This is a genomic window from Halomonas sp. SL1 (assembly GCF_003030865.2).
Taxonomy (GTDB): Bacteria; Pseudomonadota; Gammaproteobacteria; order Pseudomonadales; family Halomonadaceae; genus Halomonas; species Halomonas halophila.
In genome coordinates, this window is record NZ_PYUQ02000019.1 from 1 (window position 1) to 25,025 (window position 25,025).

Here is a 25,025-nt window from a genome sequence, read left to right on the forward strand (position 1 = left end):
GCATAGACCGTTGTTTACGTGCCGACTTTTCAGACAGAACCTAGTTCATCGAAGCTTTCGATGTAGAACTTTAGCGTGGCTTCAATAATTGAACAGGATGCCGTTACAGATGCGTGAGGATCACTTTGGATATGCTCAATTGCTCTTTCAAACTCCTTTTCAATGGATGAGAAATCACCTGATCTCAGATAGTCTTCCAGAGTTTTAGTGATTGGCGTTGAGCCTGCTTTCGTCACGTACCCATTGCTTCGATAAACCAATTGATTTTTCGCTAATGCGGCGTTAATCCTCGCTTGACCTTCAGTCACTTTGGTTGATAGTGGCCCATCAAAAAGTGAAGAGGGCGGTTCCTGATCCATGTACTCTTGAATTACCGCACCCAGAACTTCTAGCGCATCAGTTTGAGGATCCTCGTTACAACGCTTTAGCCAGTAACTGCACTTCTTTTCGCAATTACCCTCAGGGGCATCCCCTGGTGCTCCACTCTCCATAAAGAGTGTATCGAGCTTGGAGTGACTGTAATAATGATCAGCGATTACAGAAGCTACTGCTCCAATAACCGAATTTGGTATTTGAGGATTCAAACTCGAGTCTCCGTGAGACTAACAGTGATTAGGTGGATTTCTCGATAACAATGATGAACGTGCCAGCACGTTCATCATTGTTATCGAGCCGTCATTTTTCACCTAACCCATTGATACCATAGGAAGCTAAGAAAAGCTCGGCTCTTTATGCAAAATTCGCTCCGGTTCCATGGGGTACGACACCCGGCCGGAATGGGGCCTCCGAGGAGCATGCGTTCATGGAGCATGTGGCCGTGGAGAGGTATGTGGCAGCGGCCACACAGAACCAGGCCTTGAATGATCTGGTCTTGCTTTATCGCCATGTGCTCGAACAACGGCAGGGAGATATAGCTCATTAATCATCCAATTTGATTTCTCTCTTCAAGACTACATCCCTCACCATCAACCATCTCCGAAAAAAGCTTCGCCTCTCTATATCTCCACCATGGATCATTTTCAACCCACTCAAGCCCTACACTCTTCCACTGCTTGGCTTCTCTCAAACGCACATCCTCTTCTCTAGTAATAATCGCAACTAGCGAATAGCGAGAAACAATCTCTTCAAAATCTTCTACACAATCACCACAGCCAGGCTCAAGAATCTTTCTAACTAAAAGACTAACAGGAATCACATGCTCATGAGACAGAAGCCTTTTTATACCAACAACTTTCCATCCATTTGCTTTTAGCAGGTCACGAGCACTTATTGACCAGAAAGGATGGCCAAGATACTTACCTTTTCCCAAAGGGCTCTCACCATGATCGTGCAGCTTTCGTATCGCGATACTAAGTGACTGCGGCAAAATCTTATCCGAGCACAAATCTGGACGCTGGTTACAAAACATTGCCAACTCAGCAACCGACCTAAGTTTACGTTTATTCAATATGGTTCTAGACACTGTGAGGCTACAATCCGGCGGTTAGAAACAACATATAATCAAAGAAAGAAGACCACACCACAAATATAAAACCTACCCCAAGCCGGTCGGCTCGGGGCAAGCTCATGTGTCGCTTAACAGGTCTTTGTCAAAGGCACACATGCCCGGCTTGTTTACCCTCGCGCCAGCGTCTCGAAGACACGCGCCACGGCTTCGGCGCCGGGGTCGACGATGCCCTTGAGCGCGCTTTCCGGCACGTAGGCGGAGCGCCCGGCATTGGCGGTGGTGAGCGAGGCGGTGTCGTCGGCGCCTTGGCGCGCCGCCTGGGCAGCATCGACCAGCGAGTTGCCGGCCTGCAGCGCTTCGATCGCCGGCAGCAGGGCGTCGAGCATGGTGCGGTCCCCTGCCCTGGCGCCGCCGTATTCCTGCAACTTGTTCACGCCGGCCGCAAGCGCGTCCGCCGGGGCGTCGCCGCGGTCCAGGGCGCTGCCCGCGGCGGTGAACAGGATCGACAGCAGCACGCCGCTGGAGCCGCCCATGTCGCGGGCCAGCAGCTGACCGATGCCGGTGAACAGCGGCGCCAGCGCGGTGGTGGTCAGCTGCCGCGCATCCAGCGCCCGGGCCAGGCTATCGGCGCCGCTCTGCATGCTGGCTCCGGCATCGCCGTCGCCGCTGCTGGCATCCAGGGCGTCCAGCGCCTCGCGGGCATCGCGCAGCGTCTCGATCACTTGCCACAGCGCCGCCGTGGTCTCGGCGTGCTGCGGGGCGTCGTCGCTGAGGGCGTCGTGGCCCTGGGCCGTGTTCGGGGTGAAGGTGGGCGCCTTGCGCACGCCGCGAACGCCCGGCCAAGCGGGCGCATTGGTCGGTGCGGTGAGCGCGGCCAGCAGCTCGGGCGTGCCGGGCACCAGGGTGACGGAGAAGCCGTGCATGTCGAGCGAGGTCATCAGCGGCGCGGGGCCGATCAGGTGGCTGACGCGGCCCTCGCCCAGCTGACGCAGCAGGCTCTCGGCCAGCACGCCCATCTCCTGGGTCGAGCAGCTGCCCAGGTTGTTGAGCATGGCCACCCAGGCGGTATCGGGCGACGCGCCGTCGTTGGCGGCGAGCGCCTGGCGCAGCGGCTCGAGCACCAGGCACATGGCGTCGTCCGCGCTCTCGGGGGCGACCTCGCGGGTGCCGGTCTCGTTGTGGATGCCGAGGCCCAGCTCGGGCGAGCGAGAGGCCGCCGGCTGGCCGGGCTGTGCCGCGGGCTGCAGCGCCATTCCGAGCGAGCCCATGCGCTCGCACAGGCCGCGGGCCCGGCGCTGGATCTCGCCGAGCGGCGTGCCCTCGCCGGCCAGATACCCGGCCAGCTTATGCACCAGCAGGGTGCCGGCGATGCCGCGCGGCTGCGGCGCCTCGGCGATGGCCACGTCGTCGGAGACGATCACCATCTCGACGTTCAGCCCCTCGCCACGAGCGCGCTCCGCCGCCAGGCCGAAGTTCAGGCGGTCGCCGGTGTAGTTCTTCACCACCAGCAGGCAGCCGGCCTCGCCGCACACCTCGCGGATCGCCGCCAGGATCGGCTCGACGCTGGGCGAGGCGAACAGGCTGCCGGAGATCACGCCGGTCAGCATGCTCTGGCCGATGAAGCCGGCATGAGCGGGCTCGTGCCCGGCCCCGCCGCCGGAAAGCACGGCCACCTGCTCGCGACCGTGCTGCGCCCGGTCCCAGTCTTCCCTGATCAGAATCCGCAGCCCGCTTTCCGGCTCGGCCACGCGCAGCTCGGCGGTCGCCGCCGCGGCGTGGAGGATGTCGTCGACGACGCGTTCGGGCGCGTTATAGAAGCGTTCCATAGGTCTCCCCGGTGGTGCCGGCGCGATCCGTACGATGCGGCCGGGATGAACTTGATATGGCGCTAACTATCCTGCTACCGGGCGGCGTCAGCGTCCAGCGCGCCGACGGGAAGGTCATGTCTGTTCGGGGAAGGCAACGGCAGCCGTCGAGGTGGTTCATCGGCGCCTGGGGAGAGGGAAAAAACGGAAGGAAGCGTTTTGGCTCGGCCACGCTACCGCCTGCCAACCTGCATGGTGCGACGACACTCCAGCCGTCTTCTGCGGTAGCCCCTGAGTCCCTTTTGCGGCCGTCTTCTGCAGCCTTATTAGCCGATCCTATTCGAAGGGGATATCGGCTGCAAAAGGCGCGTCTTGAACTATGCCGAATGGCGCAGAAATGGGCGGGTTTGCAGCGGTTCGAGGCACAGGTAGGCTGGAAGCCACATCGCATGGTGGGAGCCACGGCATGTCAGGACCGAACGATCATCTGGAATCCGGCCACGACAGGCCCGCGCGCGACGAGGCGCCAGGCCGGCGGATGCGCCTGGTCTACGACGGCGACTGCCCGATCTGTCGGCGCTATGTGCTCTGGTACCGCATCCGCCGCGATGTCGGCGAGCTGGAGCTCATCGACGGGCGCCAGGAAAGCGAGGCCCGCCGCGAGCTCAGCGCCCAGGGCATCGACCTGGACCAGGGCTTCGCCCTGCAGATCGGCGAGCGCTGGTACCACGGCAGCGAGGCCCTGCATCGCCTTACCCTGCTCGGCACCCGCAGCGGCGTGTTCAACCGGCTGATGTATCGCCTGTTTGCCAGCCCCGGGCGAGCCGCCCGCCTCTACCCCTGGCTCAAGGCCTGTCGCAACGCCCTGCTGCGGCTGTGCCGCATCCCTCCCATCGACAATCTGCGCCGCTAGGCGACGGCGGGTCGTGATGTCCCGCTACCGGATCTCTCTCACCTCGGCGGTGGCGATCACATCTGCGATGCGTGCGGCCTCGGCCTGATGCTCTCCCCGATAGCCCTCGAGGGACGCCAGAAGCCGGGCTTTCAGATCGGCCAGATACTCGGCGTAGGCCGCGCGGCCGCTGTAATTCGTGAACAGGCTGTCGGGGACACTCGCCAGCCATGCGTCCAGCGCAGAGCGATGCGCGGCGAACCAGGCCAGCATGGAATCCGTTCGATACACCAGGGCCTCGGCGATGTAGGGGGATACCTCGCTACCCAGCGCGCCATCCCGCACCGCCCAGGTGTTGCCGAGCAGGTTGATGACCGGCACGACGGAGGTCTCGTCGTCCTGCAGAAGATCGACGATCTCCGCCTCATGCCGATGGAGCCACTCGCCGTTGACCTCGGCCAGCTCGTCCGCCACGGCAGCGGTGCCGCACAGCATCAATGCCTGGATGAGACCTCGTTTCAAGATCCCCCCGATGGAATACCCCCCAGATATCATTTCGGCTCCCTGGAAGCTTCGAGCTCCTGATCCATCCACCAAAAAGCCGCGCATCATGATGCACGGCTTTCGTGGGTGCGCGGCACGCCATCTAGCTTAAGCGTTCTCCACCTTCGCGGCTTCCGGGCGGGCCAGTAGCACCTCGCGGAAAGAGAGGTAATAGGCCCCGTTAAAGATCAGGAAGAACCCCGAGATCACTACCACCATGACGACGACGATCAGGGCCATCGAGGTGGTGAGGGCAGCACCGGCCATGGAAACCATCAGCAATAGAGCATAGAGCGTTGCGGCGTTAACGCCGAAGACCAGCAGCAGGAGAAGGTTCTTGAAGGTGGCCCGGAAGCTGTTCTTCAATGCGGAAAAAACGCTTTCGCCGGACACGATGATCTGCGGCACCGCGTAGAAGAGCAATGCCGTCACCATGAGGGCCCCGGCCAGGAAAAAGATGACCACCAGCGACGAACCGCCCATCATCTCCGCCATCATGCGGGTATAGGAGTAGCCATAAGGGCTGCCATACGAGTTCATGGCACCCATCATCGAGCTCCCCCCGAAGAGCTTCATCAGCAGGAACATCACCAGCGCGAAGACCGCGAAGATCACCAGCGCACTGACGAACAGCAGGAACATGCCCAGGAGGTTGCTTCCCTTGAAGCCACGAAACACGTCACTTACCCGGGGACGATTCTCGGCCGCCCCGTGGAAGACGGCCATCATGCCCGATTGCAACAAGGCGGCAAGGAAAGTCACCACCACCAGGACAACCATCGTTCCGATGCCGATATGGTACGGCTGAAGCGATCCGACCACGACCTGGAGCAGCGTGGAGACCACGACCACGATCAGGTAGGCGGGAATGATCGTCTTCCAATGCTTTTTAATCAGCTTAAAGGAGTCCACGATCCAGCTCAGCGGCGGGCCTGACTTGATCTTGCGCACGCTGATCGCCGTCGACTCATGTGAAAAGGCATCGTATTGCTCGTTCATCCTTGAACTTCCTTTAACTCGATTCGAATAGATACCGCTTTGTCTTGGCTAAGCGGCCGGCCAAACTAACAGAAACTTCATCATTCTTAATGCGCTATCGCTGACAAGCCTGTAGGAAATCGACCACATGCAGGAAGCCTGAGGTCTCCAGGCGGTGGCGCGAGGTACCGATGCGTGCGGCGCACGACTGGCCGGTCGCACTGGTTCATGAAAATGCCGCCGGCCAGTCGGCCCGCGGCATGTTCTGCGGCTGATCAGGGCGACTCCTCCGGTTTAGAGGCCGTCCAGGTTGATCTCCACGCTATCCCCCAGCCAATAGGCATAGGTCGTATGGTCCTCGTAATCGTCTCCCGTCAGCGCGTGAACGAGCACGCTCAGGTTGCCGCGGTGTTCATCCAGCCAGGGAATGAACGCGTCGAAGGACTTGTGGCTGAACGTGATCTGACAGCTCCACCTGGTGTGCGGCCCGACCAGTTTCTGGTGCACGCGCCCGACCTTCAGGCCGAATGTCTCCCCCGCTTCCGCGCAAAGGCGGGATGCGAAGTCCACCGTCTCTTCATCGAAGTAGACGTGAGCATGGTAGCCCTTGTGAATATTCACCGGGCGCTTCGGTTCGTTCATCTCAGCCTCGTTTATCGGCAATTTTTCTTTACATCTTAACGCTACCACTGATCCATGACGGCATGAAGCGGTGAGCCGCAGCCGACGTTGCCCCTCGTATGAACGGTAGGCGATGTTCCGTCATGCTGCCGGCCTGGAGACGCCAGCCAAGGCGGAGGGGCCGCGTGAGCAGGGCCTGATGGGAGCTCGCCCGGCCGGGGATGCCGCTGACGGCGACCGGGGGAAGATCGAGGACGGGAAATGGATCAGAAGTCGTAGCGCACGCGGGCCAGGGTGGCGTCGGCCTGGTCATCCGAGGTATCGGCGAAGGTGTGTTCCAGATCAACCTGGAAGCCGTGCGGCAGCCGGGTCGAAACGCCCACGTACTGGTGATCGTAGTGATCGTCGCTGCCGTTGCGCATCTCCAGGCGGTCGCCGGCGACGTAGGGAGTCACTTCCTTCACCACGGCAGTGTCCAGCAGGATCGCGTACTTGGCGACATACTCCACACCGGCGGCATCGCCGCGGAAGAACCGGTCGGTATCGCCGGTCATGTACGGCACGAAGTTGCGATAGTAGCCGCCGCCCACCGAGAGATACCACTGATTCGGCGTCCAGGTGACCGCGGCGCCGCTGTTTTCCTGACGATAGTGTTCGCTGCCCTGGCCATGCACCGTGGAGCCGGTGTTGCTGTAGGCCGCGCTGAGCACCAGGTCCGGCGTCAGCCGATAGTCGAGGCCCAGGGCGCCGCCGCCGTTGCGACGGTAGTCGATGCCGTTGCCGACGTGCAGGTCCTCGTCCTGGAACAGCGCGCCGACGTAGAGCGAGGCGGGGCCGACATCGTAGCGATACTTGGCACTGCGACGCGCGCGATAGGAGCCATCGTAGTCGCCGTCCAGACCGACGCCCGGCGCCTGGGCCTGCATGTCGTTATCCCAGACGTCGGTCTTGGCGCCGACCACGTCATAGTAGACGCTGTTCTGCTTACCCAGGGTCAGGGTGCCGTAACGCTGGCTCTCGACGCCGAAGTAGGCCTGACGCCGGGAAGTGCGGCGGCCGTCCCGATCGTACTGGCCGTGCAGGCGCAGCACGTGCATCAGGTCGAAGCCCGGCTCGAAGTAGCCCAGCAGCGTCAGGTCGTCGTTGACGGCGTAGTCGGCCGAGAAACGCAGGCGACTGCCGCCGTCGTAGACGTTGTGCTTGTAGCTGCCGTCATCCTGGCTGCCCATCTCATTGAAGTACTGGGCGCGAATGCTGCCACCGATCTGAACCTCCAGCGGGTCCCAGAAGCCCGCGCCGTCGGGATTGGCCTCGACCAGCGTGACTTCGGCCTGGGCCAGCGAGGCGTGGCCGGCCATGACTCCAGCGAGCATGAGACCCGTGACGGCATGTTTACGCTTGAACGACATCATCCTGATCCTGTTGGTAACTGCGAGCCTGGGCTCGACATTGACGATTGAGAAAGCAAAACGCGGCGGATTCGGGATCGGTCACCACCACTGAGCGAAATTGGCATGAACGAATACGCCAGATCAAATAGTAAACCAGCGAATCTTTGCTATCCATAATGTAAACGAGTTAATTTATTTTTCGGCATCGAATCACGCCGGTAGCATCGAGCACGACGTTGCGCCCCGCCAAAGTGGCCAGGGCAGAAAAAAGAAGCAAAAGGAAGGCAAATGCCGCGAAAACAGCAGAAAAAGGAGAGGTGGGGAAAGATGGAGGAAAGGCGCGGGATGTCAGACAACGACACAGGCAGCCCGGGCCCCGCTGACGCGGGGCCGAGGCGCTCGATGGGCCGCTAGCCAAGGCCGGCCAGGAGGGTGCGGATCACCGCGCTCACCCGGGCCCGCTGCTCGAGCGCCGAGGGATGGCCGGCAGCGGGGATCATGACGAGATCTCTCGGCCGAGAACACGGCCGCCCTGCTCGCGACCGCCCAGCCGGGTCAGGCCGTTCGGCGCGGCGATGCGGAAGAAGCGCTCCATCACCTCGCTCGGCGCCGGCCGGGTAAGCAGCGACACCGCGACGAACGTCGGCAGGTTGAGCATCAGCCCCCAGAAGCCGGCGTGGATGCCCAGCGGATGCTTCCACACGGTGGTGAAGGCCACGGTCACCAGGAAGCCGCTGACGATGCCCGCCATCACGCCCCACTTCGAGGCGCGCGGCCACAGGAACATGCCGATGAAGGCCGGCAGCACCTGGGTGGCGAAGCCCAGCCCCACCAGCAGGATCATCACCAGGCTGCCGGGTTCAGCGATCGCCAGCGGTGCGATCACCAGGGCCATCAGCGGCACGATCATCCAGCGCGCCAGCTTGCCGGTGAACGCATCGGAGAGCCCCAGCAGTGGCTGGAGCACGTCCTTGCTCCAGGAGAGCGCCACCGAGTGGATGAAGGGCTCGCTGGAGGACATCGACGCGGCCAGGGTGCCGGCACCGAGCAGCCCCACCAGCCATACCGGCAGGAACTGCATGGCATATTCGAGGACCACGGTGTCGCTACGCGCCAGGTCGGGCAGCGCGAAGATGCCGATGAAGCCCACCACCACCATCGGCAGGATCACCACGTAGTAGGTCGGCAGCCAGGTGGCACTGCGGCGGATGGTGCGTGCGGACGACGCGCTCATCCACTGGGTCCACACCGGCGGCATGAAGGAGAACATCGAGACGATGATCGAGGTGGTCCAGAAGCTGAAGCTCATGTCGCCACCGCCGCCGGGCAGGGTCAGGAAGTCGCCGTGCTCGGCCTGGAGCCGGCCGAACAGCGCACCGACATCGAGCCCGCCGGTGGCACCGTGCAGCGCCCACAGCCCCACCGCCCAGGCCACCACCAGCATCAGCACGCCCTGGAAGGCGTTGGTACGGCCGATGGCACGCTGGCCACTGACGAACAGGTAGACGGCGATGCAGGCCAGCACCAGCGGCACCGCCAGCCATATCGGGATCGCCCCGCCGCTCATCACGTTGAGGATGTAGGCGGAACCGATGGTCTGCAGCACCGCGTAGGCTACCGAGCCGATCGACATCACCAGCGCCGCCAGCGCCCCCAGCAGCGGGCTCTGGTAGCGGTCGGCGATGGCGCTGGCCTGGGTGACATGGCCGAAGCGCTCACCGAACTGCCACACCTTGGGGCCGACGTACCAGGCGACCAGCGCCAGGTAGGCCAGATAGACGGCCACGTAGAACACCGGCACGCCCTTGGAATAGGCCCAGCCCGGCGCGCCCATGAAGGTGTAGGCGCTCACGCTGCCGGCGGCGATCAGCAGGTACAGCGTCACCGGGCCCATGCTGCGCCCGGCCACGCCCCATTCCTCGAGGCTGTTCATGCGTCGCCCGGCCCGGGCGCGCAGGCCAATGACCATGGCGATGGCCACGTAGGCCAGGGTGATGAGAAGCGGCCAGGGACTAGTCATGCTCCCCCTCCTTGCGTTCGAGCACGCGGTTGGCGATCAGCATCACGGCGAAGCAGGCAAAGATCACCACATAGCTCCAGACCACCAGCAGCGGCAGGCCGAGGACCAGCACGGCACGATTCACCCAGCCGATCACCGGCCAGATGCCCGCGGCGACCAGGGCGACGAAAGCGATGAGCAGCCCCCAGCCGGCGCGACTGGTGGGCAGGACGACAAGACGAGATGACATGACAAGAACTCTCCCACGATGACGATGTGAGGCAATGCCTGAACGATGGACGCGGACCTTACTGCGCCACGGGGGGAGAAGGCCAGCTCGGCGCAAGCGCCAGACGGGTCTCCAGCACCTTGGCCAGCTTCAGCACGAAGTGGTCGGCCAGCCGCGGGCCGATCAGCTGCACGCCTAACGGCATGCCATCGCGGGAAAAACCGGCGTTGAGCGACAGCGCCGGCTGCTCGCCCATGTTCCACGGCACGGTATAGACGATGTGCTCGAAGGGGCGACGCGGATCGTTGGTGGGCGACGGCCAGTCCGCGGGGAAGGCGACGTTGGGCGTGGTCGGCGAGATCACCGCGTCGACGTCGTCGAACACCGCCTCGGTGGCACGGCGCATGGCCAGGGTCTGCTCGAAACCGCGCACCGCTTCCACGCCACCGATCCGCCCGCCGTCGTCGGCCCAGGCGAGGATCGCCGGCAGCACGCGTTCACGCTGCTCGTTCGACAGCGCCGACAGGGCATTCCACTGACGCACCCGCCAGAAGCGATCCAGGCCATCGAGCATCTCGCGCGTCATCACCGGCGCCATCGGCACCAGCGTGACCCCTGCGGTCTCGAGCCGGGCGGCGGCGCTCTCCACGGCGGCGGCGATGTCGTCGTCCAGCGGCAAGCCGCAGCCGGCCTCCATCATCACGCCGATGCGCAGCCCCGACACGTCCAGATCGAGGTCGCTCCAGTCGATGTCCTCCGGCGGCAGGCGGGTAGCATCGCGGCGGTCGGTGCGTGACAGAGCGGTCATCATCAGCGCGGCGTCGTCGACGCTACGCGTCATCGGGCCGGCACAGCGGCCCACGTAGTAAGGGTCGATGGGAATCCGCCCCAGCGTCGGCTTGAAGCCGACGGTGCCACACCAGGCCGCGGGCAGGCGTACCGAGCCACCGATGTCGGTGCCCACATGCAGCGGGCCGTAGCCGGCGGCGGAGGCCGCTCCAGCGCCGGAGCTCGAACCGCCGGTATTGCACTCGAGCCGCCAGGGATTGCGAGTCAGGCCATGGAACGAGGACAGCCCCGAGGAGAGCATGCCGAAGTCGGGACACGTCGTCTTGCCCAGCAGGACCGCCCCGTCCTCGGCGAGGCGTGCCGCCGGCGGCGCATCGTCGGCGGCCGGAGACTGGTCGCCGAGCCCGGTGCCGCCGGGCACCGGCTGGCCACGGGTGGCAATCAGCTCCTTGAGCGTGACGGGCACGCCGTCCAGCGTGCCGCGCGGCTCGCCTCGCGCCCAGCGTTCGCTGGCAGCCTGCGCTGACGCCAGCAACGCCTGCGGACGGAAATCATAGAGCGCATTGAGGTGCGGCTCCCAGCGCTCGACGTGCTGGACCAGGGCCTCGACGGCATCCAGCGGCGACAGGCGCTTGTCACGATAGGCGGCCAGCAGCTGGGTGGCGGTCATCTGATGGGGATCGGTCATGAGGGCTTTCCATGATTGTTGTTGATGTTGTGGATGTCCTCAGACTGGCGCGTTCCCGTGTCAACAGCCATCACAATGATGACACCAGGGCGTCTACTTTTTGTGTGCACCCTGCCCGCCCCCAGGCCGGCCACTGCCCTCTTCAGCCTGCGACACGGATCAGTCCTGATCCCCCAGTCCCTGAAGCGCCGAGGCCAGCAGCCCCAGGCAGGCGTCGGTGGCGAAACTGCGCTGACGATGCCGATGCAGGCAAAGGTCGAGACGGGTGCGCGACAGTTCGCCCGGCGCCAGTGGCACGCTCGCCAGCCGGCCGTCGCGGCATTCCCGCGCCACCGCCATGGGCGGAAGAATCAGCAGCGCGGCACCGGCCAGCGCCAGAGCCTTCTGGGTCTCCAGAGAGGCGGTATGGAAGGTGGGCATCAGCGTGACCCCCTGGTCACGAGCGGCCTCGTCCAGGGCCTGACGCACGCCGTAGTGTTCGTCGGGCAACGCCAGCGGGTGCTCGGCAATCTCGGCCAGGCGCAGCTCCCCCCTGCCGGCAAGCGGATGGCTCGGTGCCATCACCACATGGTGCTCCAGACTGCTGCTGGCAAACGGCTGGATATCGTCATGATGCGGCAGGAAGAAGGCCAGCCCGATATCGGCATCACCGCTGCGCAGCGCTTCGACGATCTCGCCGGCGCTGGCGATCTGGATATCGAAGCGCAAGCGCGGGTAGTGCTGCCCCAGGTCGGCCAGCGTCGGCGCCAGCAGACCCGCCACCACGCCCTCGGCCACCCGCAGACTGACACGTCCGGTGCGCAGCCCCTTGAGATCGCCGATTTGTTCCTGGACCCGCTCCAGGTCTCGCAGAGTGCGTCTGGCCTGCACCGCCAGCAGTTCCCCGGCCGAGGTCAGGCGGATACCACCGGGGCCACGCTCGAGCAGCGGCGCTCCGAGCTGGTGCTCGAGCAGATCGATCTGACGGCTGATGGCGGTAGGCGCGATATGCAGCCGTGCCGAAGCCTCGCGCAGCGAGCGACAGCGGGCGACCGTGTCGAAGTAGTGAAGCGCTCTCCACTGCATGGCTCAGACCGGCCGCGCGGCAGCAGACGGCGCGGGGCCTCGCGGAGAGAGATCCCGCCGCATGATGGTCACGGTCTCGCCGTGGTACTCGCGATCCTCCACGTCTTCCCAGCCCAGGCGGCGATAGAGGGGCTGCTGGTCCGACGTGTAGAGATAGAAGCGCTCGACGCCGTGCGCCTGCGCCTCGGCTTCCACGCGGCGCACCAGAGCGGAGGCGATGCCCTGCCCCCGCCACGCCGGCAGCACATAGACCGACGCCAGCCAGGGGGTCAGGTCGTGGCGGTCGTCCATGTCGTCGACGACCAGGCTGGCCATGCCCACCGGGCGCTCCCCGTCCATGGCGGCAAATACCGAGGGCACGCCTTCCGAGCCGCAGTCGGCGCGGAAGGTGGCGATGGCGGCGGCACGGCTGCGACCGGGGTGCAGGTGCCCCCACTCGTCGTGGGCCCAGCCGGCCAGGGTCGGCACATGAGGCGAATGAACGGTGATGCGAGCGAGTGACAAGCCTGAATCCATGGCGGGGGCCTCCTTGGGGCGAGCGACGGGAAGAAACGACGAAACCGCTCAGTATCCCGATTCTCATGTCGCCTCGCCAGGCGCATCGCCCAAAGGCAGGCGACTCGGCTAGACTCGACGTCTGGCCAACAGGGAAGCGGTCCATGTCCACTACGCTCGAACAACGCGCCCTCAAGCGCTCCATCATGATGACCCTGCTCGTATCGAGCCTGGGCATCGCCTTCGGCCTCATGGCCGGCTCACGCTCGATTCTCTTCGACGGCGTCTTCTCGACCATCGACGCGGCCATGTCGGCCCTGGCGCTGGTGGTGACGCGGCTGATCGCCCGCGAGGTGAGCCAGCGCTTCCAGCACGGTTACTGGCACCTGGAACCGCTGGCCGCGGCGCTCAACGGCGCCATCCTGTTGCTGCTGTGCTTCTATGCGTTTCTGAATGCCGTGCAGGGATTGATGTCGGGCGGCCACGAACTGGCCTTCGGCGTGGCCATCATCTATGCCGTGATCGTCGCCTCGGCATGCTTCACCATGTTCGCCTACCAGCGCCGGCTCAACCGTGACGCCGACTCGGAGTTCGTGCGCATCGACATGCAGGGCTGGCTGTTGGCTGGCCTGATCACCGGCGCACTGCTGGTGGCCTTCGCCATCGCCCTGATTCTCCAACAGACCCGCTACGCCGCCTTCACGCCCTACGTGGACTCACTGCTGCTGGCGATCCTGACCCTCGCCTTCCTGCCGGTGCCGCTCGGCATCGTGCGCCGCGCCATGAAGGAGGTGTTCCTGATCGCGCCGAGCGCGGTCGACCGCGAGGTGCACGCCGCCATGGCGCCGGTGATGGAACAGGACGGCCTGCTGGAGTACAGCAGCCACGTGGCCAAGGCCGGCCGCGGTCACTTCATCGAGATCCATATCGTCACCCGGACCGACTTTGCCGCCGGACGCGGCGTGGCCGAGCTCGACGAGATCCGCGCGGCCATCGCCGCGGGCCTGTGCATTCCCGCCGAGCATCGCTGGTTCACGGTGTCCTTCACCGCCGATCCGGCCTGGACCTGACGCCACCTCTCAGCCGCCGTCCGCGGCCCGTTCCAGGTCGGCGATGACGAGCTTTTCCATCTGCATCATCGCCTCCATGGCCCGCCGGGCCCGTTCGGGGTCGGGATCGTGCAGCAGCTCGTGCATTCTGCGGGGCACCACCTGCCAGCGAAGCCCCCAGCGATCCTGAAGCCAGCCGCACTGGATCGCCAGGCCACCCTCGCTCAGGGCCTCCCAGTAGTAGTCCACCTCGGCCTGGTCGGCGCAGTCGACATGCAGCGACACCGCCTCGTTGAACGGTACGTCGGGCCCGCCGTTCAGCCCCAGGTAGCGCGAGCCGTCGAGGGTGAATGCCACCAGCAGCGCCGCGCCCGCCGGCACGCTCGGCGTATCGGCCGGCGCCTCGAGCACCCGCTCGATGCGGGAATCCGGAAACACCGAGACGTAGAAGCGCGCCGCCTCGATCGCCTGTCCGTCGAACCACAGGCAAGGAGTGATACGGCTCATGGGGCTACTCCTCGATCACCATCGCGAACCCGCCATGAATCAGCCGCTTGCCGTCGAAGGGCATGGGATTGACCTCAGGCGACAGGCGCGGGTCCTCCATGATCCGCGCCATGGCCTGGTCGCGCACCTCCCGCGACGGCCAGACCAGCCAGGAAAAGACCACGCTCTCGTCGGGCTGGCACTGTACCGCCATGGGGAAGGACGTCACCTCGCCTTCCGGTACGTCATCGCCCCAGCACTCCACCACCTTGAGTGCCCCATGCTCCTTGAACACCGCCGCCGCCTTGCGCGCATGCTCGATGAAAGCCTGCCGGTTGGCGGTGGGCACGGCGGCCACGATGCCATCCACGTAGCTCATGGTGTCTCTCCTGTCTCATCTTTCGGGGGCAAGTCGCGCACCGGGCGCACCTCGATGGTGCCCAGGCGCGCCGGAGGAATGCGCCCGGCCAGGCACAGCGCTTCGTTGAGGTCACGGGCCTCGAGCAGATAGAAGCCGGCCAGCTGCTCCTTGGTCTCGGCGAAGGGGCCGTCGGAGACCAGGACCTCGCCGTCGCGCACTCTCACGCTGGTGGCGCTGCCTGTCGGCTGCAGCGCCTGGCCGGCCACGAAGTGGCCCTGCTCGCTCAGTCGCTCGACACCCTCGATGCATTCCTGGTTGAGGTCGTGCCACTCGCGCTCGGACATGGCCTCGATCAACCGCTCCTGGTAGTACACCAGCGCCACGTATTTCATGATCCTCTCCTCCCGTCAGGGGCATTGATCGCTCGGGGTGGCGACCATCCACTGCACGCCGAAACGGTCGCTGACCATGCCGAAGCCCCTGGCCCAGAAGGTGGCCTCGAACGGCATCAGCACCTGACCGCCCTCTGCCAGGCGCTGGAACACCTGAGCCGCCTGGTCGACGTCGTCGTAGTCGATAAACAGCTGGGCGCCCTGGGGCGGCCGGTCGCCATCGCCCTGCATATCAGCCCCCATCAGGCGATGACCGCGGACATTGAGCGAGGCATGGGCGATACGGTCGTGCCACTCGGGCGGCACGTCCTTGGCCGCTGGCGTCTCGCCGTAGGTCAGGGCCGCTTCCAGATGACCGCCGGTGACCTCGGCGTAGAAGGCCATGGCCTCGCGGCAGCTGCCCGGAAAGCTCAGGTGGACCTGGAGCCCCCGAGGCATGCGCGCCTGGGCAGCATGCCGCTGCAGCCCTGCTCCCGGCGCGAAGTCCTCGAAGGTGAAGTAGCGGCGCAGTTCCAGCGTGACGTCGCTGTCCTCCCGCGGCCAGTCCCTGGCCCACTCGACGGCCTCTTCCAGGGAGTCCACCTCAAGCACGGTATAGCCTGCCAGCAGGTCGTCGGTGGCAGAAAAGGGGCCTTCGGTGACTCGCGGCTCGCCGTCGCGAAACGCGATGCGACAGCCCTCCCGACTGGGTCGCAGGCCGTCTCCGGTGACGAAGACGCCGGCCCGGATCATGCGCTCGTTGTAGTCTCCCATGGCCTGCAGCAGTTCCTGGCTGGGCAGCACGCCTTCCTCGGTGGCGGCATCGGCCTTGCGCATCAGCATGTATCGCATGACATCACTCTTCTGGGGGATGGTAGTCATGAGTCGTGCGGCGCCGCCGAGAATCGACAGACCGGCGAAATTTTTTTCCGTCGCGTCACCCGCCGGCGCCGACGAGCGCCTCCAGTCGACGCGCCAGCAAGCGCCGCTCGGGCTCCTGCACGGCAAGCGCCAGGGCTTGCCGATAGGCCTGCCGGGCCGCCTCGAGATGGCCGGCGCGCCGATGCAAGTCCGCGCGGGCAGCGTGGAAAAGATGGTAGTGATCGAGACGATGACGCTGGGACAGGCGATCGAGCAGGACCAGTCCGACGTCGGGGGAATCGCGCATGGCCACGGCCACCGCCCGATTCAGCTCGATCACCGGCGAAGGCTGAATCCGCAGCAGGGCCTCGTAGAGACGCACGATTCGCCCCCAGTCGGTGGTCTCGACGCGAGGCGCTTCGGCATGCACGGCGGCGATGGAGGCCTGCAGGGTATAGGCACCGACAGGCGACAGCGCCAGGGCGCGCTCCAGCCAGGCATGCCCGATCTCGATCTCCCCAACATCCCAGCGGCGGCGATCCTGCGCCTCCAGCGGCACCAGCTCACCGTGGTCATCCTGGCGCGCCTCGCGTCGGGCATGATGGAGGTGCATCAGCGCCAGCAGCGCGAACACCTCGCCTCGGGGCAGCAAGCCGGCCAGGGACTCGCCGAGCCGGATCGCCTCATCGGCCAGCCGCACGTCGACGACTCGCTCACCGCGGCTGGACGAATAGCCCTCGTTGAAGATCAGGTAGATCACACCCAGCACGCCGGGAAGCCGCACCGGCAGATCGGCGGCCTCGGGCACGTCAAAGGGAATGCCGGCGGTGCGCAGCCGGCGCTTGGCGCGGACGATGCGCTGGGCCAGCGCGGCCGGCCGCTGCAGCAGCGCGCTGGCGACCTGCTCGGTGGTCAGCCCGGCCATCTCGCGCAGGGTCAGCGCCAGGCGATCCGGCATGGACAGGACGGGGTGGCAGCAGATGAACAGCAGCCGCAGCAGATCGTCCTGGATATCGCGGTTCCCCTCGGCCTCACCTTGGTCGAGCACCAGCAAGTGAGCATGCTGGCGAGCCGTCTGCCGGCGCCGGATCTGGTCGATGCCGCGCCGTTGACCGACCCGAATCAGCCAGGCCACCGGCGCGTCGGGCATGCCCTCCTCCGGCCAGCGGGACACCGCCGCGGTGAAGGCGTCGTGCAGCGCCTCCTCGGCGGCATCGAAATCGCCGAGGTGACGAATCAGCGTCGCCAGCACGCGCGGGGCGTGCTGGCGATAGAGTGAGGCGATGGAGACATGGTCCGGCATGGCTGGTCGGCTCCGGGCGCCACGGAGTAGTGACGCGCTCGACGTCAGCCACCAGCATAGCCGCCATCATGCCGAGAGGCGCGGGCAGCCCCGCCCTCAGCCAAGAATGAACACCACGCAGCCGGCGGTCAGCGCGCCCATGGTGCCGTTGAACGCTCGCCAGGCGCGCGGTCCCTTGAGCCAGCGGCCGATGGCCATGCCGAAGCCGGCCCACAGCGAGATGCAGGGGAAGGCGATCAGTTCGGAGACCCCGGCCAGCAGCAGTGCGTTGATCACGGTATTGCCGCCCTCGGGCAGGAAGCTCGCCATCAGCGTCAGGCCCATTACCCAGGCCTTGGGATTGGCGAACTGGAAGGCGGCCGCCTGCCAGAAGCTCAGCGGGCGGCCCTCGGTGTCGCCGAAGCTGGGCGGCGGCGCGGTGGCAATGCCCCAGGCCAGGTACAGCAGGTAGAGGCTGCCAACCACGCGTAGCGCCGTCTGCACCATCGGGAAGCGCTCGAAGACCAGTCCCAGGCCCAGCGCCACCGCCGTGAACAGTACGAAGCAGCCGCCCATGATGCCCAGCAGGTGCGGCAGGGTGCGCCGGTAGCCGTAGTTGGCCCCGGAGGCGGTCAGCATCATGTTGTTGGGCCCCGGCGTGATCGTCATGGAAATCATGAACAGGGCGGCGGGCCCCAGGGCGGCCAGAGTGTCCATCGAAATTGTACCCCTACATTTTTGAGTTAATTGGTTCCTTTCTGCCGGCTTTTCTGAGCATAATGGGCACAATTACACCGTCAAAGGTTTTATTGTCACCATGACAATCTGGGCACCCGCGCTGCCCGACGGCGGCCCGCGCTATCGCCGCATCGCCGAGGCCATGGCCGCGGCGATCGGCAACGGCGAGCTCGCCCCGGGCGAGAAGCTTCCCCCACAGCGTCAGCTGGCCGATCGCCTCGGCGTGACCGTCGGCACCATCACCCGCGCCTATGCCGAGGCCCAACGCCAGGGCTGGGTGGAATCCCGGGTCGGCAGCGGCACCTACGTGCGCCGCGCCGCCGAGGAGGATCACCTGCCCTTCTTCCGCGCCGGCCAGCCGGCGGGCGACGGCGTGATCGACATCAGCATGAGTCTGCCGCCTCCGCACCCGCTGCGCGCCCGCGGCCTGCAGCGCGCCCTCGAGGGCATTACCGCGTCCCCCGAGGCCCTGCAGGCCGCCACCGAATATCAGCCCGAGGCCGGCAGCCAGGCCCAGCGGGCGCGCATCGCCGCCTGGCAGGGCCGTCTCGGCCTGCCCGACGACCCGGAGCGCCTGCTGATCACCCAGGGCGGCCAGCACGGCATCCACCTGCTGGTGCATCACCTCGCCCAGCCCGGCGACCTGGTGGCCGCCGACGCCCTCACCTACCCGGGCTTCGTGTGTGCCGCCCAGCAGGCTCACCTGCGCCCGATGGCGGTGCCGATGGACGCCGACGGCATGGACATGGACGCCCTGGCCCGGCTGTGCGCCCGACAGCCGCCGCGCCTGATCTACACCACGCCGGATCTCAACAATCCGACCGGCGCGCGGCTCGGCGAGGCCCGACGCGAGCGCCTGGTCGCCCTGGCCCGGGAGCACGACATCTGGATCATCGAGGACGCCGTGCAGTACCTCCCCGAAGAGCAGCGCGGCACGCCGCTGATCGCCCTGGCGCCGGAGCGCACGCTGCACGTCTTCAGCACCTCCAAGGTGATGGCCGGCGGCCTGCGCATCGGCAGCCTCACGGTGCCCGAACGGCTGCAGGAGCGGCTGTGCTCGGCGCTGCGCTCCCAGAGCTGGATGGTACCGCCGCTGATGGTGGAGGCGGCCTGCCGCTGGATGGAGGATCCTGACAGTCGCGAGCTGCTGCGCTGGCAGGTCGAGGAACTTGCCGCGCGCCGCACGCTGGCCCTTGAACGCCTGGCCGACTACGGGCCGCAGAGCCGCGAGGGCTCGTCGCTGATCTGGCTGCCGCTGCCGGCGGGCCGCCGCAGCAGCGAGGTGCAGGCGCTGCTCGCCCGCCGCGGGGTCAAGGTGTCCACCCCCGAGCCGTTCTGCATGGGCAGCGAGCCGGCACCTCAGGCCATCCGCCTGTGCCTGGGGCCGGCCGAGACCCGCGAGACGCTAGAACACGCGCTGACCATCGTCGACGAGCTGTTGAGCGAGCCACCCACCTCGCCCTGGCAGACGCTCTAGGTGCTTCACGAGAACGGTCTGCGCTCGCCCATACGGCGTTAAAAATCGGCTCAAAGCCCTCATTTACACCGCGTAAACTCCGTCTTTTCACCGATTTTTGCCTTGCAACCCACGGGGAGGTGGGAAGTGCGTTGGCCCGCCGGGAGCGGGCCTAGCCCTGGCCATCGCTCGCCGACTTTTCGCACCAAACCTGGCCGAACGCGGCCGTTGGCCGGAACGCACCATCCGGGTGAGCAGCCGCGGCAACGAGCACTCATTGGGTGCATCGGCATCGTGATAGACCACAGGATGCCGCCCACCGGTGCCTTGAATTTCCTGTGAGCACGAAAAACGCGCCTTTCTGGAACATGTCTTGCATCTCTCCAGCGCATTCCGTTCCCTTCATGCATCAAGAGAGATCATCCCGTGGATATCACCAGTGCTGTCGAGTCGCTGACCCAGAGCGCCAACACGTTATTCCTGCTGATAGGCGCCATCATGGTGCTGGCCATGCACGCCGGCTTCGCCTTTCTCGAGGTCGGCACGGTGCGTCACAAGAACCAGGTCAACGCCCTGGTCAAGATCATGACCGACTTCGGCGTGTCGGCCCTGGTCTACTTCTTCGTGGGCTACCAGATCGCCTATGGCACCCACTTCTTCCAGGGTGCCGAGGCACTGACCGCCGGCAACGGCTACGATCTGGTCAAGTTCTTCTTCCTGATGACCTTCGCCGCGGCGATTCCGGCCATCGTCTCCGGCGGCATCGCCGAACGCGCCCGCTTCTACCCGATGCTGTTCGCCGCCGCGGTGATCGTCGGCGTGGTCTACCCCTTCTTCGAGGGCATCGTCTGGAACGGCAACGTCGGGCTGCAGGCCTGGCTGGCCGCGACCTTCGGCGCCGGCTTCCATGACTTCGCGGGCTCCGTCGTGGTGCATGCCTTCGGCGGCTGGGTGGCGCTGGTGGCGCTGCTGCTGCTGGGCGCCCGTCGCGGCCGCTATCGCGGCGGCAAGGTGGTGGCCTTCGCCCCCTCCAATATTCCCTTCCTGTCGCTGGGCGCCTGGATCCTGACCATCGGCTGGTTCGGCTTCAACGTGATGTCGGCCCAGACACTGGACGGCATCAGCGGCCTGGTGGCGGTCAACAGTCTGATGGCCATGGTCGGCGGCATCCTGGTGGCCATGGTGCTGGGCAGGAAGGACCCGGGCTTCATTCACAACGGTCCGCTGGCCGGCCTGGTAGCGGTATGCGCCGGTTCCGACCTGATGCACCCGATCGGTGCACTGATCACCGGCGGCGTCTCCGGCGCGCTGTTCGTGGTGCTCTTCGAGTGGGCGCAGAACCGCGTCGAGCGGCTCGACGACGTGCTGGGCGTGTGGCCGCTGCACGGGGTGTGCGGCGTGTGGGGCGGCATCGCCGCCGGTATCTTCGGACAATCGTGGCTGGGCGGCCTGGGCGGCGTCAGCCTGATGGCTCAGCTGATCGGCTCACTGGCCGGCGTGGCCGTCGCCGTGATCGGCGCCCTGGTGGTCTATGGCGCGATCGCCAAGGTGGCCGGCCTGCGCCTGAGCGAGGAAGAGGAATTCGACGGTGCCGACCTCAGCATTCACCGCATCGGCGCCACCTCGATGGACTGAGCCGGGCCCGACGCCTGTCCGATCACGACGCGGGGCCCATCGGGCCCCGCGTTCTTTTCAAGCCGTTCGGCCCGTCCTATTCCTCCAGCGTCTCCCCGGAACCGCCGAGCTCGGCCGGCACGTCCTTCATCTTGGGCAGCCCGTCGGGGATGCGCAGCACCGATTCCTGGTAGTGCACGTGCAGCTGAGGCGTGAAGTCCAGATCGGGCAGCAGCGCCGCATAGACGTCGACCAGCCCCATGCCGGGATGCTCGGTCAGCACGTGCCCGCCGCAGTGGCGGCACCAGCGGCGTCGGCTGGCGCGGGTCTTCTCGAAGCTCTCCAGGGCGTCTTCCCCCCGAGTGATGCGCACCGCCTCCGGCTTCCATAGCGTGAAGGCGTTGACCGGGCCCGCCGACCAGTGCCGGCAGGACTCGCAGTGGCAATAGCCCATGGCCTCCGGCTTGCCCTCGACCTCGACCTGGACGACGCCGCAGAAGCAGCCGCCCGTGTGATGTTCGCTCATTGCATGGCCCTCCGATGACGTCTCGCCTGGCTTCTTCAGTGTAGTGCCCCGTCGGCCGGCCCCTCCCCCAATGCCATGCCCAAACGCGCGGCGAGTGGACCATCCACGCCCCAGCGCCTACACCTTCAACATGACCCGAGCGGATACAGGGAAAGTCGAGGGCCGCGGCGCGCGGGGCGTGCTGCGCTTTCTGGGGCTGGTGGCGCTGGGCGGCGTGACCGGCGGCCTGGCGGCGCTGCTCGCCGTGGGCTTCGTCGGCGCCGTGGTATGGCTCAATGACCTGCTGCTGGTGTCGCCACGCGGGCGCATGATGTTCGCCCACCCCGAGTGGCTGGCCGTGGCCACGGTGCTGGTGCCGACGCTGGGCGGGCTGATCGTCGGCCAGCTGCATCGCGCCATTCCCGAGGGCCGCCCCCATACGCCCGCCGACGCCATCGCCGCCGTGCAGACCCGCCGCGGCCGCCTGCCGCCACGCGCCGGGGCACTGTCCGCGCTGTCGGGGTTGGTGTCGCTGGGCGCCGGCGCGTCGGTGGGCCAGTACGGGCCGCTGGTCCACATGGGCGCCAGCCTCGGCTCGGCGGGCGCCCGCCTGCTGCGGCTGGGCCGCTCCGAGGACAACATCACCATCGCCTGCGGCGTGGCCGCGGCCATCGCCACCGCCTTCAACGCCCCGCTCGCCGGCATCGTCTTCGCCCACGAGGTGGTACTGCGCCACTACGCCCTGCGCGCCTTCGCCCCGGTGGCGGCCGCCGCGCTGGTCGGCCATGTGATCGCCGCCGAGGTGCTGGACCGCGGCGCGCTCTTCCACGTCGAGCAGCTCGCCATCCCCCGCCCCTGGGAGTTCGGCGTGTTTCTCGTCATCGGCGGACTCGGTGCGCTGGTAGCCGGGGCTTACATGCACGCCATCCTCGGCGTCGGCCGGCTGGCCCGGCGCCTGCCGCTGGCCGCCCCGCTGCGCCCGGCGCTGGCCGGCGCCGGGCTCGGCGTGACCGCGCTGTGGGTGCCCGATATCCTCGGCATGGGCCAGGAGACGCTGCGCTTCGCCACCATCGCCGGCGCCTTCGGGAGCGTGGAGCTCGCGGTGGTGATGGGGCTCAAGCTGGCCGCCACGGCGCTGTGCCTGGGGATGGGCTTCGGCGGCGGCGTGTTCAGCCCGGCGCTGGTAATCGGCACCCTGTTCGGGGCGCTGTGCGGCACCCTGATAGGCCTGGCCGGAGCCGCCCAGGACACCTTCGTCTTCTATGCCATCTGCGGCATGGTGGCGGTCACCGCCCCGGTGATTGGCGCGCCGCTGACCAGCCTGCTGATCGTCTTCGAGCTCACCGGCAGCTACGCGCTGACCACCGCGGCGCTGGCCAGCGTGACCCTGGCCAGCCCCATCGCCGCCCAGCTGTTCGGCCGCTCGCTGTTCGACATCCAGCTGACGGCCCGGGGGCTGGACCTGTCCTCCGGCCGCGGCCGGGCGGTGCTGGAGGACGCCCGACTGGGCGACCTGCTCAGCCAGGAGGGCGTGACGCTGCGTCCCGAGACCACGGTCACGGCGGCCATTCACGCCCTGGGTCAGGCGGGCCACGGCGAGGCCTATCGGGTCGACGCCGACGGCCGCTACCGCGGCAGCCTGACGCTGGCCGACCTGGAGGTGATGCGCGAGCAGGACCGGGGCGACGCCCCCATCGCCGACTGCCCGGCCACGCCGCGTCCGGTGCTGGGGCCCGAGGCCTCGATCTGGGCCGCCATGCGTCAGCTGCAGGAGATGACCGGCGAGGCCATCGCCGTGGTCGACGAGGACGACGTCTTCCACGGCGTGGTCTATGAGTCGAGCATCGCCCGGGCCTTCCTGCGCTACAGCGACGAGCTACGAAAGGAGGAGCACGGTGCGGGCTAGACGAATACTGGCCGTGATGGCGCTGCTGTCCGGCCTCGCCGCAGGCGGCATGGCGCCGGGTCAGACAGGCCAGACGAGCCCTGCGACCGGCACCGGGCCGCTGACGGTGCTGAGCTGGGGCGGCGCCTACGAGCGCGCCCAGCGACGCGCGCTGTTCGCCCCCTTCACCGAGGCCACCGGCATCCCGGTCGCGGTGGAACGCTACGACGGCGGGCTGGCGGCGCTGCGCCGCGCGGTGGCCGAGCAGAACGTGCCCTGGGACGTCATCGACATGACCCGCAGCGAGGCCATGGCGGCCTGCGAGGCGGGGCTGCTCGAACCCCTGCCGGCCGATCTCGCCGCCCCGGCGCCGGACGGCACGCCCGCCCGCCGCGACTTCATCGACGGCGCCTTCGGCGACTGCAGCCTGACCCACTCGGTGTTCGCCACCGTGGTCGCCTACCGCACCGACGCCTTCCCCGGCCGGCGCCCCACCGAGATCGCCGACCTGTTCGACCAGCATCGTTTCCCCGGCCCTCGGGCGCTGCAGCGCACGCCCTCGGTCAATCTCGAATGGGCCCTGCTGTCCTACGGCGTGCCCCGCGAGGAGCTGTACCGGCTGCTCAGCACCCGCCGCGGCCTGTCGCTGGCCTTCGCCCGGCTGGCGGGGCTCGAGGAACTGCGCTGGTGGGAGACCGGCAGCACGCCGGTCGAGCTGCTGCTCGACGGCGAAGTGGCCATGGCCTCGGGCTACAACGGGCGCTTCTTCGATGCCATGGCCCATCGCGACGCGCCGATCGCCATCCTCTGGGACGGCCAGGTCCAGGAGCACGAGGTGTGGGCGATCCCGCGCCACTCCTCGCACCCCGAGGCGGCACGGCGCTTCATCCGCTTCGCCACCGCCAGCGAGCGCCAGGCGGCACTGACGCGCTACATTCCCTACGGCCCGTCACGCCACAGCGCCATGCAGGGGGTCGCCACCCATGCCGACAGCGGCATCGACATGCGTTTGCACCTGCCCACCCATCCGCTCAACGCCGGCGGCGCGGTGATCAAGGACGAAGCCTGGTACGCCAGAAGCCGGACGCGCATCGGCGAGCTCTTCCGCGCGGCGCTGACGGCCGAGCCGCCGACGGACGACTAGCGCACTCCGCGGGCACGAACGCCGCATCGGTCACGAAGGCTGCAGCGCCGCCCTGGAAGGAAGATGGCGTCGTGCACCTCCGCGCTCTAGACTGGCCGGGTCGGTGTTCCTCAGGGAACCTAAGAGGGAATCCGCCGCGATACCCGCGCGAAACGGAACTGCCCCCGCAACTGTAGGCGGTTAGCGAGGCTCGATGACGCCACTGAACGCAGCGTTCGGGAAGGTGAGCTAGCGATGACCCGTCAGTCAGGAGACCTGCCGACCCCTATCGACTAACCGAGCGGGTCGGCTTGGGCGGTACCCGCACCAGGGGGATGGTCCGCCTGGTGGG

25 protein-coding genes, 1 pseudogene and 1 riboswitch are annotated in these 25,025 nt (G+C 66.6%); of the genes and pseudogenes, 7 read left to right on the forward strand and 19 right to left on the reverse strand.

Features of this window, described 5'->3' with window-relative positions:
• Nucleotides 1-29: 29 nt before the first annotated feature.
• Nucleotides 30-584, reverse strand: a complete 555-nt coding sequence (locus C9J49_RS12585; RefSeq protein WP_220084873.1) for a hypothetical protein — start codon at nt 582-584, stop codon at nt 30-32.
• A gap of 194 nt (nt 585-778) precedes the next feature.
• Between C9J49_RS12585 and C9J49_RS12590 the strand changes: the two are divergent.
• Nucleotides 779-922: pseudogene (locus C9J49_RS12590) on the forward strand (phage integrase N-terminal SAM-like domain-containing protein); the annotation flags it as partial.
• Here the strand turns inward: C9J49_RS12590 and C9J49_RS17015 are convergent.
• Together C9J49_RS17015 and C9J49_RS12595 are read right to left on the reverse strand one after the other, a co-directional pair.
• Nucleotides 923-1,447, reverse strand: coding sequence for a hypothetical protein (locus C9J49_RS17015; protein ID WP_146613002.1), 525 nt, complete (start codon nt 1,445-1,447; stop codon nt 923-925). It lies immediately after the preceding pseudogene.
• A gap of 167 nt (nt 1,448-1,614) precedes the next feature.
• Entirely contained in the window at nt 1,615-3,273 is a 1,659-nt protein-coding gene (locus C9J49_RS12595) for a dihydroxyacetone kinase subunit DhaK (protein ID WP_107182319.1), read from the reverse strand.
• Between the two features lie 445 nt (nt 3,274-3,718).
• Here C9J49_RS12595 and C9J49_RS12600 point away from each other — a divergent pair, with 445 nt between their 5' ends.
• A complete protein-coding gene (locus C9J49_RS12600; RefSeq protein ID WP_107182320.1) occupies nt 3,719-4,165 on the forward strand; it encodes a DCC1-like thiol-disulfide oxidoreductase family protein in 447 nt (148 codons plus the stop codon).
• Between the two features lie 24 nt (nt 4,166-4,189).
• Here the strand turns inward: C9J49_RS12600 and C9J49_RS12605 are convergent, their stop codons facing one another.
• The 9 genes from C9J49_RS12605 to C9J49_RS12645 all read right to left on the reverse strand — a co-directional run bounded on the left by C9J49_RS12605 (nt 4,190) and on the right by C9J49_RS12645 (nt 12,963).
• Entirely contained in the window at nt 4,190-4,756 is a 567-nt protein-coding gene (locus C9J49_RS12605) for a hypothetical protein (protein WP_146613003.1), read from the reverse strand.
• Between the two features lie 39 nt (nt 4,757-4,795).
• Nucleotides 4,796-5,686, reverse strand: a complete 891-nt coding sequence (locus tag C9J49_RS12610) for a hypothetical protein (RefSeq protein WP_107182322.1) — start codon at nt 5,684-5,686, stop codon at nt 4,796-4,798.
• A gap of 273 nt (nt 5,687-5,959) precedes the next feature.
• Nucleotides 5,960-6,307: a DOPA 4,5-dioxygenase family protein gene (locus C9J49_RS12615; RefSeq protein WP_035595651.1), complete on the reverse strand. Its 348-nt coding sequence runs from the start codon at nt 6,305-6,307 to the stop codon at nt 5,960-5,962.
• A gap of 245 nt (nt 6,308-6,552) precedes the next feature.
• A complete protein-coding gene (locus C9J49_RS12620) occupies nt 6,553-7,659 on the reverse strand; it encodes a porin (RefSeq protein ID WP_146613004.1) in 1,107 nt (368 codons plus the stop codon).
• 514 nt (nt 7,660-8,173) lie between these two features.
• Nucleotides 8,174-9,697, reverse strand: coding sequence for a sodium:solute symporter (locus C9J49_RS12625; RefSeq protein WP_107182324.1), 1,524 nt, complete (start codon nt 9,695-9,697; stop codon nt 8,174-8,176).
• Entirely contained in the window at nt 9,690-9,926 is a 237-nt protein-coding gene (locus tag C9J49_RS12630) for a hypothetical protein (RefSeq protein WP_035595660.1), read from the reverse strand. The genes C9J49_RS12625 and C9J49_RS12630 overlap by 8 nt, the downstream gene beginning before the upstream one ends.
• A gap of 58 nt (nt 9,927-9,984) precedes the next feature.
• A complete protein-coding gene (locus C9J49_RS12635) occupies nt 9,985-11,382 on the reverse strand; it encodes an amidase (RefSeq protein ID WP_107182325.1) in 1,398 nt (465 codons plus the stop codon).
• A 159-nt stretch (nt 11,383-11,541) separates the two neighbouring features.
• Complete coding sequence (locus C9J49_RS12640; protein ID WP_107182326.1) at nt 11,542-12,447, reverse strand: LysR family transcriptional regulator; 906 nt, start codon at nt 12,445-12,447, stop codon at nt 11,542-11,544.
• Nucleotides 12,448-12,450: 3 nt separating this feature from the next.
• Nucleotides 12,451-12,963: a GNAT family N-acetyltransferase gene (locus tag C9J49_RS12645; RefSeq protein WP_107182327.1), complete on the reverse strand. Its 513-nt coding sequence runs from the start codon at nt 12,961-12,963 to the stop codon at nt 12,451-12,453.
• A 143-nt stretch (nt 12,964-13,106) separates the two neighbouring features.
• On the opposite strand from C9J49_RS12645, the gene C9J49_RS12650 reads away from it, so the two are divergent.
• Complete coding sequence (locus C9J49_RS12650; RefSeq protein WP_107182328.1) at nt 13,107-14,012, forward strand: cation diffusion facilitator family transporter; 906 nt, start codon at nt 13,107-13,109, stop codon at nt 14,010-14,012.
• Between the two features lie 9 nt (nt 14,013-14,021).
• On the opposite strand, the gene C9J49_RS12655 is transcribed toward C9J49_RS12650, so the two are convergent.
• From C9J49_RS12655 to C9J49_RS12680, 6 genes are all read right to left on the reverse strand, one after another.
• On the reverse strand, nt 14,022-14,498 hold the full coding sequence (locus tag C9J49_RS12655) for a VOC family protein (protein WP_046079593.1): 477 nt from the start codon (nt 14,496-14,498) through the stop codon (nt 14,022-14,024).
• A 4-nt stretch (nt 14,499-14,502) separates the two neighbouring features.
• Entirely contained in the window at nt 14,503-14,856 is a 354-nt protein-coding gene (locus C9J49_RS12660) for a DUF1428 domain-containing protein (RefSeq protein WP_035595672.1), read from the reverse strand.
• On the reverse strand, nt 14,853-15,230 hold the full coding sequence (locus tag C9J49_RS12665) for a YciI family protein (RefSeq protein WP_046079595.1): 378 nt from the start codon (nt 15,228-15,230) through the stop codon (nt 14,853-14,855). The genes C9J49_RS12660 and C9J49_RS12665 overlap by 4 nt, the downstream gene beginning before the upstream one ends.
• 15 nt (nt 15,231-15,245) lie before the next feature.
• Nucleotides 15,246-16,061, reverse strand: a complete 816-nt coding sequence (locus C9J49_RS12670) for a YciI family protein (RefSeq protein WP_046079596.1) — start codon at nt 16,059-16,061, stop codon at nt 15,246-15,248.
• 85 nt (nt 16,062-16,146) lie between these two features.
• The gene (locus tag C9J49_RS12675) at nt 16,147-17,373 is read right to left on the reverse strand and encodes an RNA polymerase sigma factor (RefSeq protein WP_107182329.1); all 1,227 of its coding nucleotides are present in this window, start codon (nt 17,371-17,373) and stop codon (nt 16,147-16,149) included.
• 96 nt (nt 17,374-17,469) lie between these two features.
• Nucleotides 17,470-18,069 carry a LysE family translocator gene (locus C9J49_RS12680; RefSeq protein ID WP_173834974.1) on the reverse strand — a complete coding sequence of 200 codons (600 nt, stop codon included), beginning with the start codon at nt 18,067-18,069 and terminating at the stop codon, nt 17,470-17,472.
• Nucleotides 18,070-18,169: 100 nt separating this feature from the next.
• Between C9J49_RS12680 and C9J49_RS12685 the strand changes: the two genes are divergently transcribed.
• Together C9J49_RS12685 and C9J49_RS12690 are read left to right on the forward strand one after the other, a co-directional pair.
• On the forward strand, nt 18,170-19,567 hold the full coding sequence (locus C9J49_RS12685; RefSeq protein ID WP_107182330.1) for a PLP-dependent aminotransferase family protein: 1,398 nt from the start codon (nt 18,170-18,172) through the stop codon (nt 19,565-19,567).
• A gap of 405 nt (nt 19,568-19,972) precedes the next feature.
• Entirely contained in the window at nt 19,973-21,181 is a 1,209-nt protein-coding gene (locus tag C9J49_RS12690; protein WP_107182331.1) for an ammonium transporter, read from the forward strand.
• Nucleotides 21,182-21,257: 76 nt separating this feature from the next.
• Here the strand turns inward: C9J49_RS12690 and C9J49_RS12695 are convergent, their stop codons facing one another.
• On the reverse strand, nt 21,258-21,686 hold the full coding sequence (locus tag C9J49_RS12695; RefSeq protein WP_046079600.1) for a GFA family protein: 429 nt from the start codon (nt 21,684-21,686) through the stop codon (nt 21,258-21,260).
• Between the two features lie 94 nt (nt 21,687-21,780).
• On the opposite strand from C9J49_RS12695, the gene C9J49_RS12700 reads away from it, so the two are divergent.
• A complete protein-coding gene (locus tag C9J49_RS12700) occupies nt 21,781-23,571 on the forward strand; it encodes a chloride channel protein (RefSeq protein ID WP_258394055.1) in 1,791 nt (596 codons plus the stop codon).
• Entirely contained in the window at nt 23,561-24,694 is a 1,134-nt protein-coding gene (locus C9J49_RS12705) for an ABC transporter substrate-binding protein (RefSeq protein WP_258394056.1), read from the forward strand. Before C9J49_RS12700 ends, C9J49_RS12705 begins: the two co-directional genes overlap by 11 nt.
• An 84-nt stretch (nt 24,695-24,778) precedes the next feature.
• Nucleotides 24,779-24,972: riboswitch (cobalamin riboswitch) on the forward strand.
• Nucleotides 24,973-25,025: the final 53 nt, after the last annotated feature.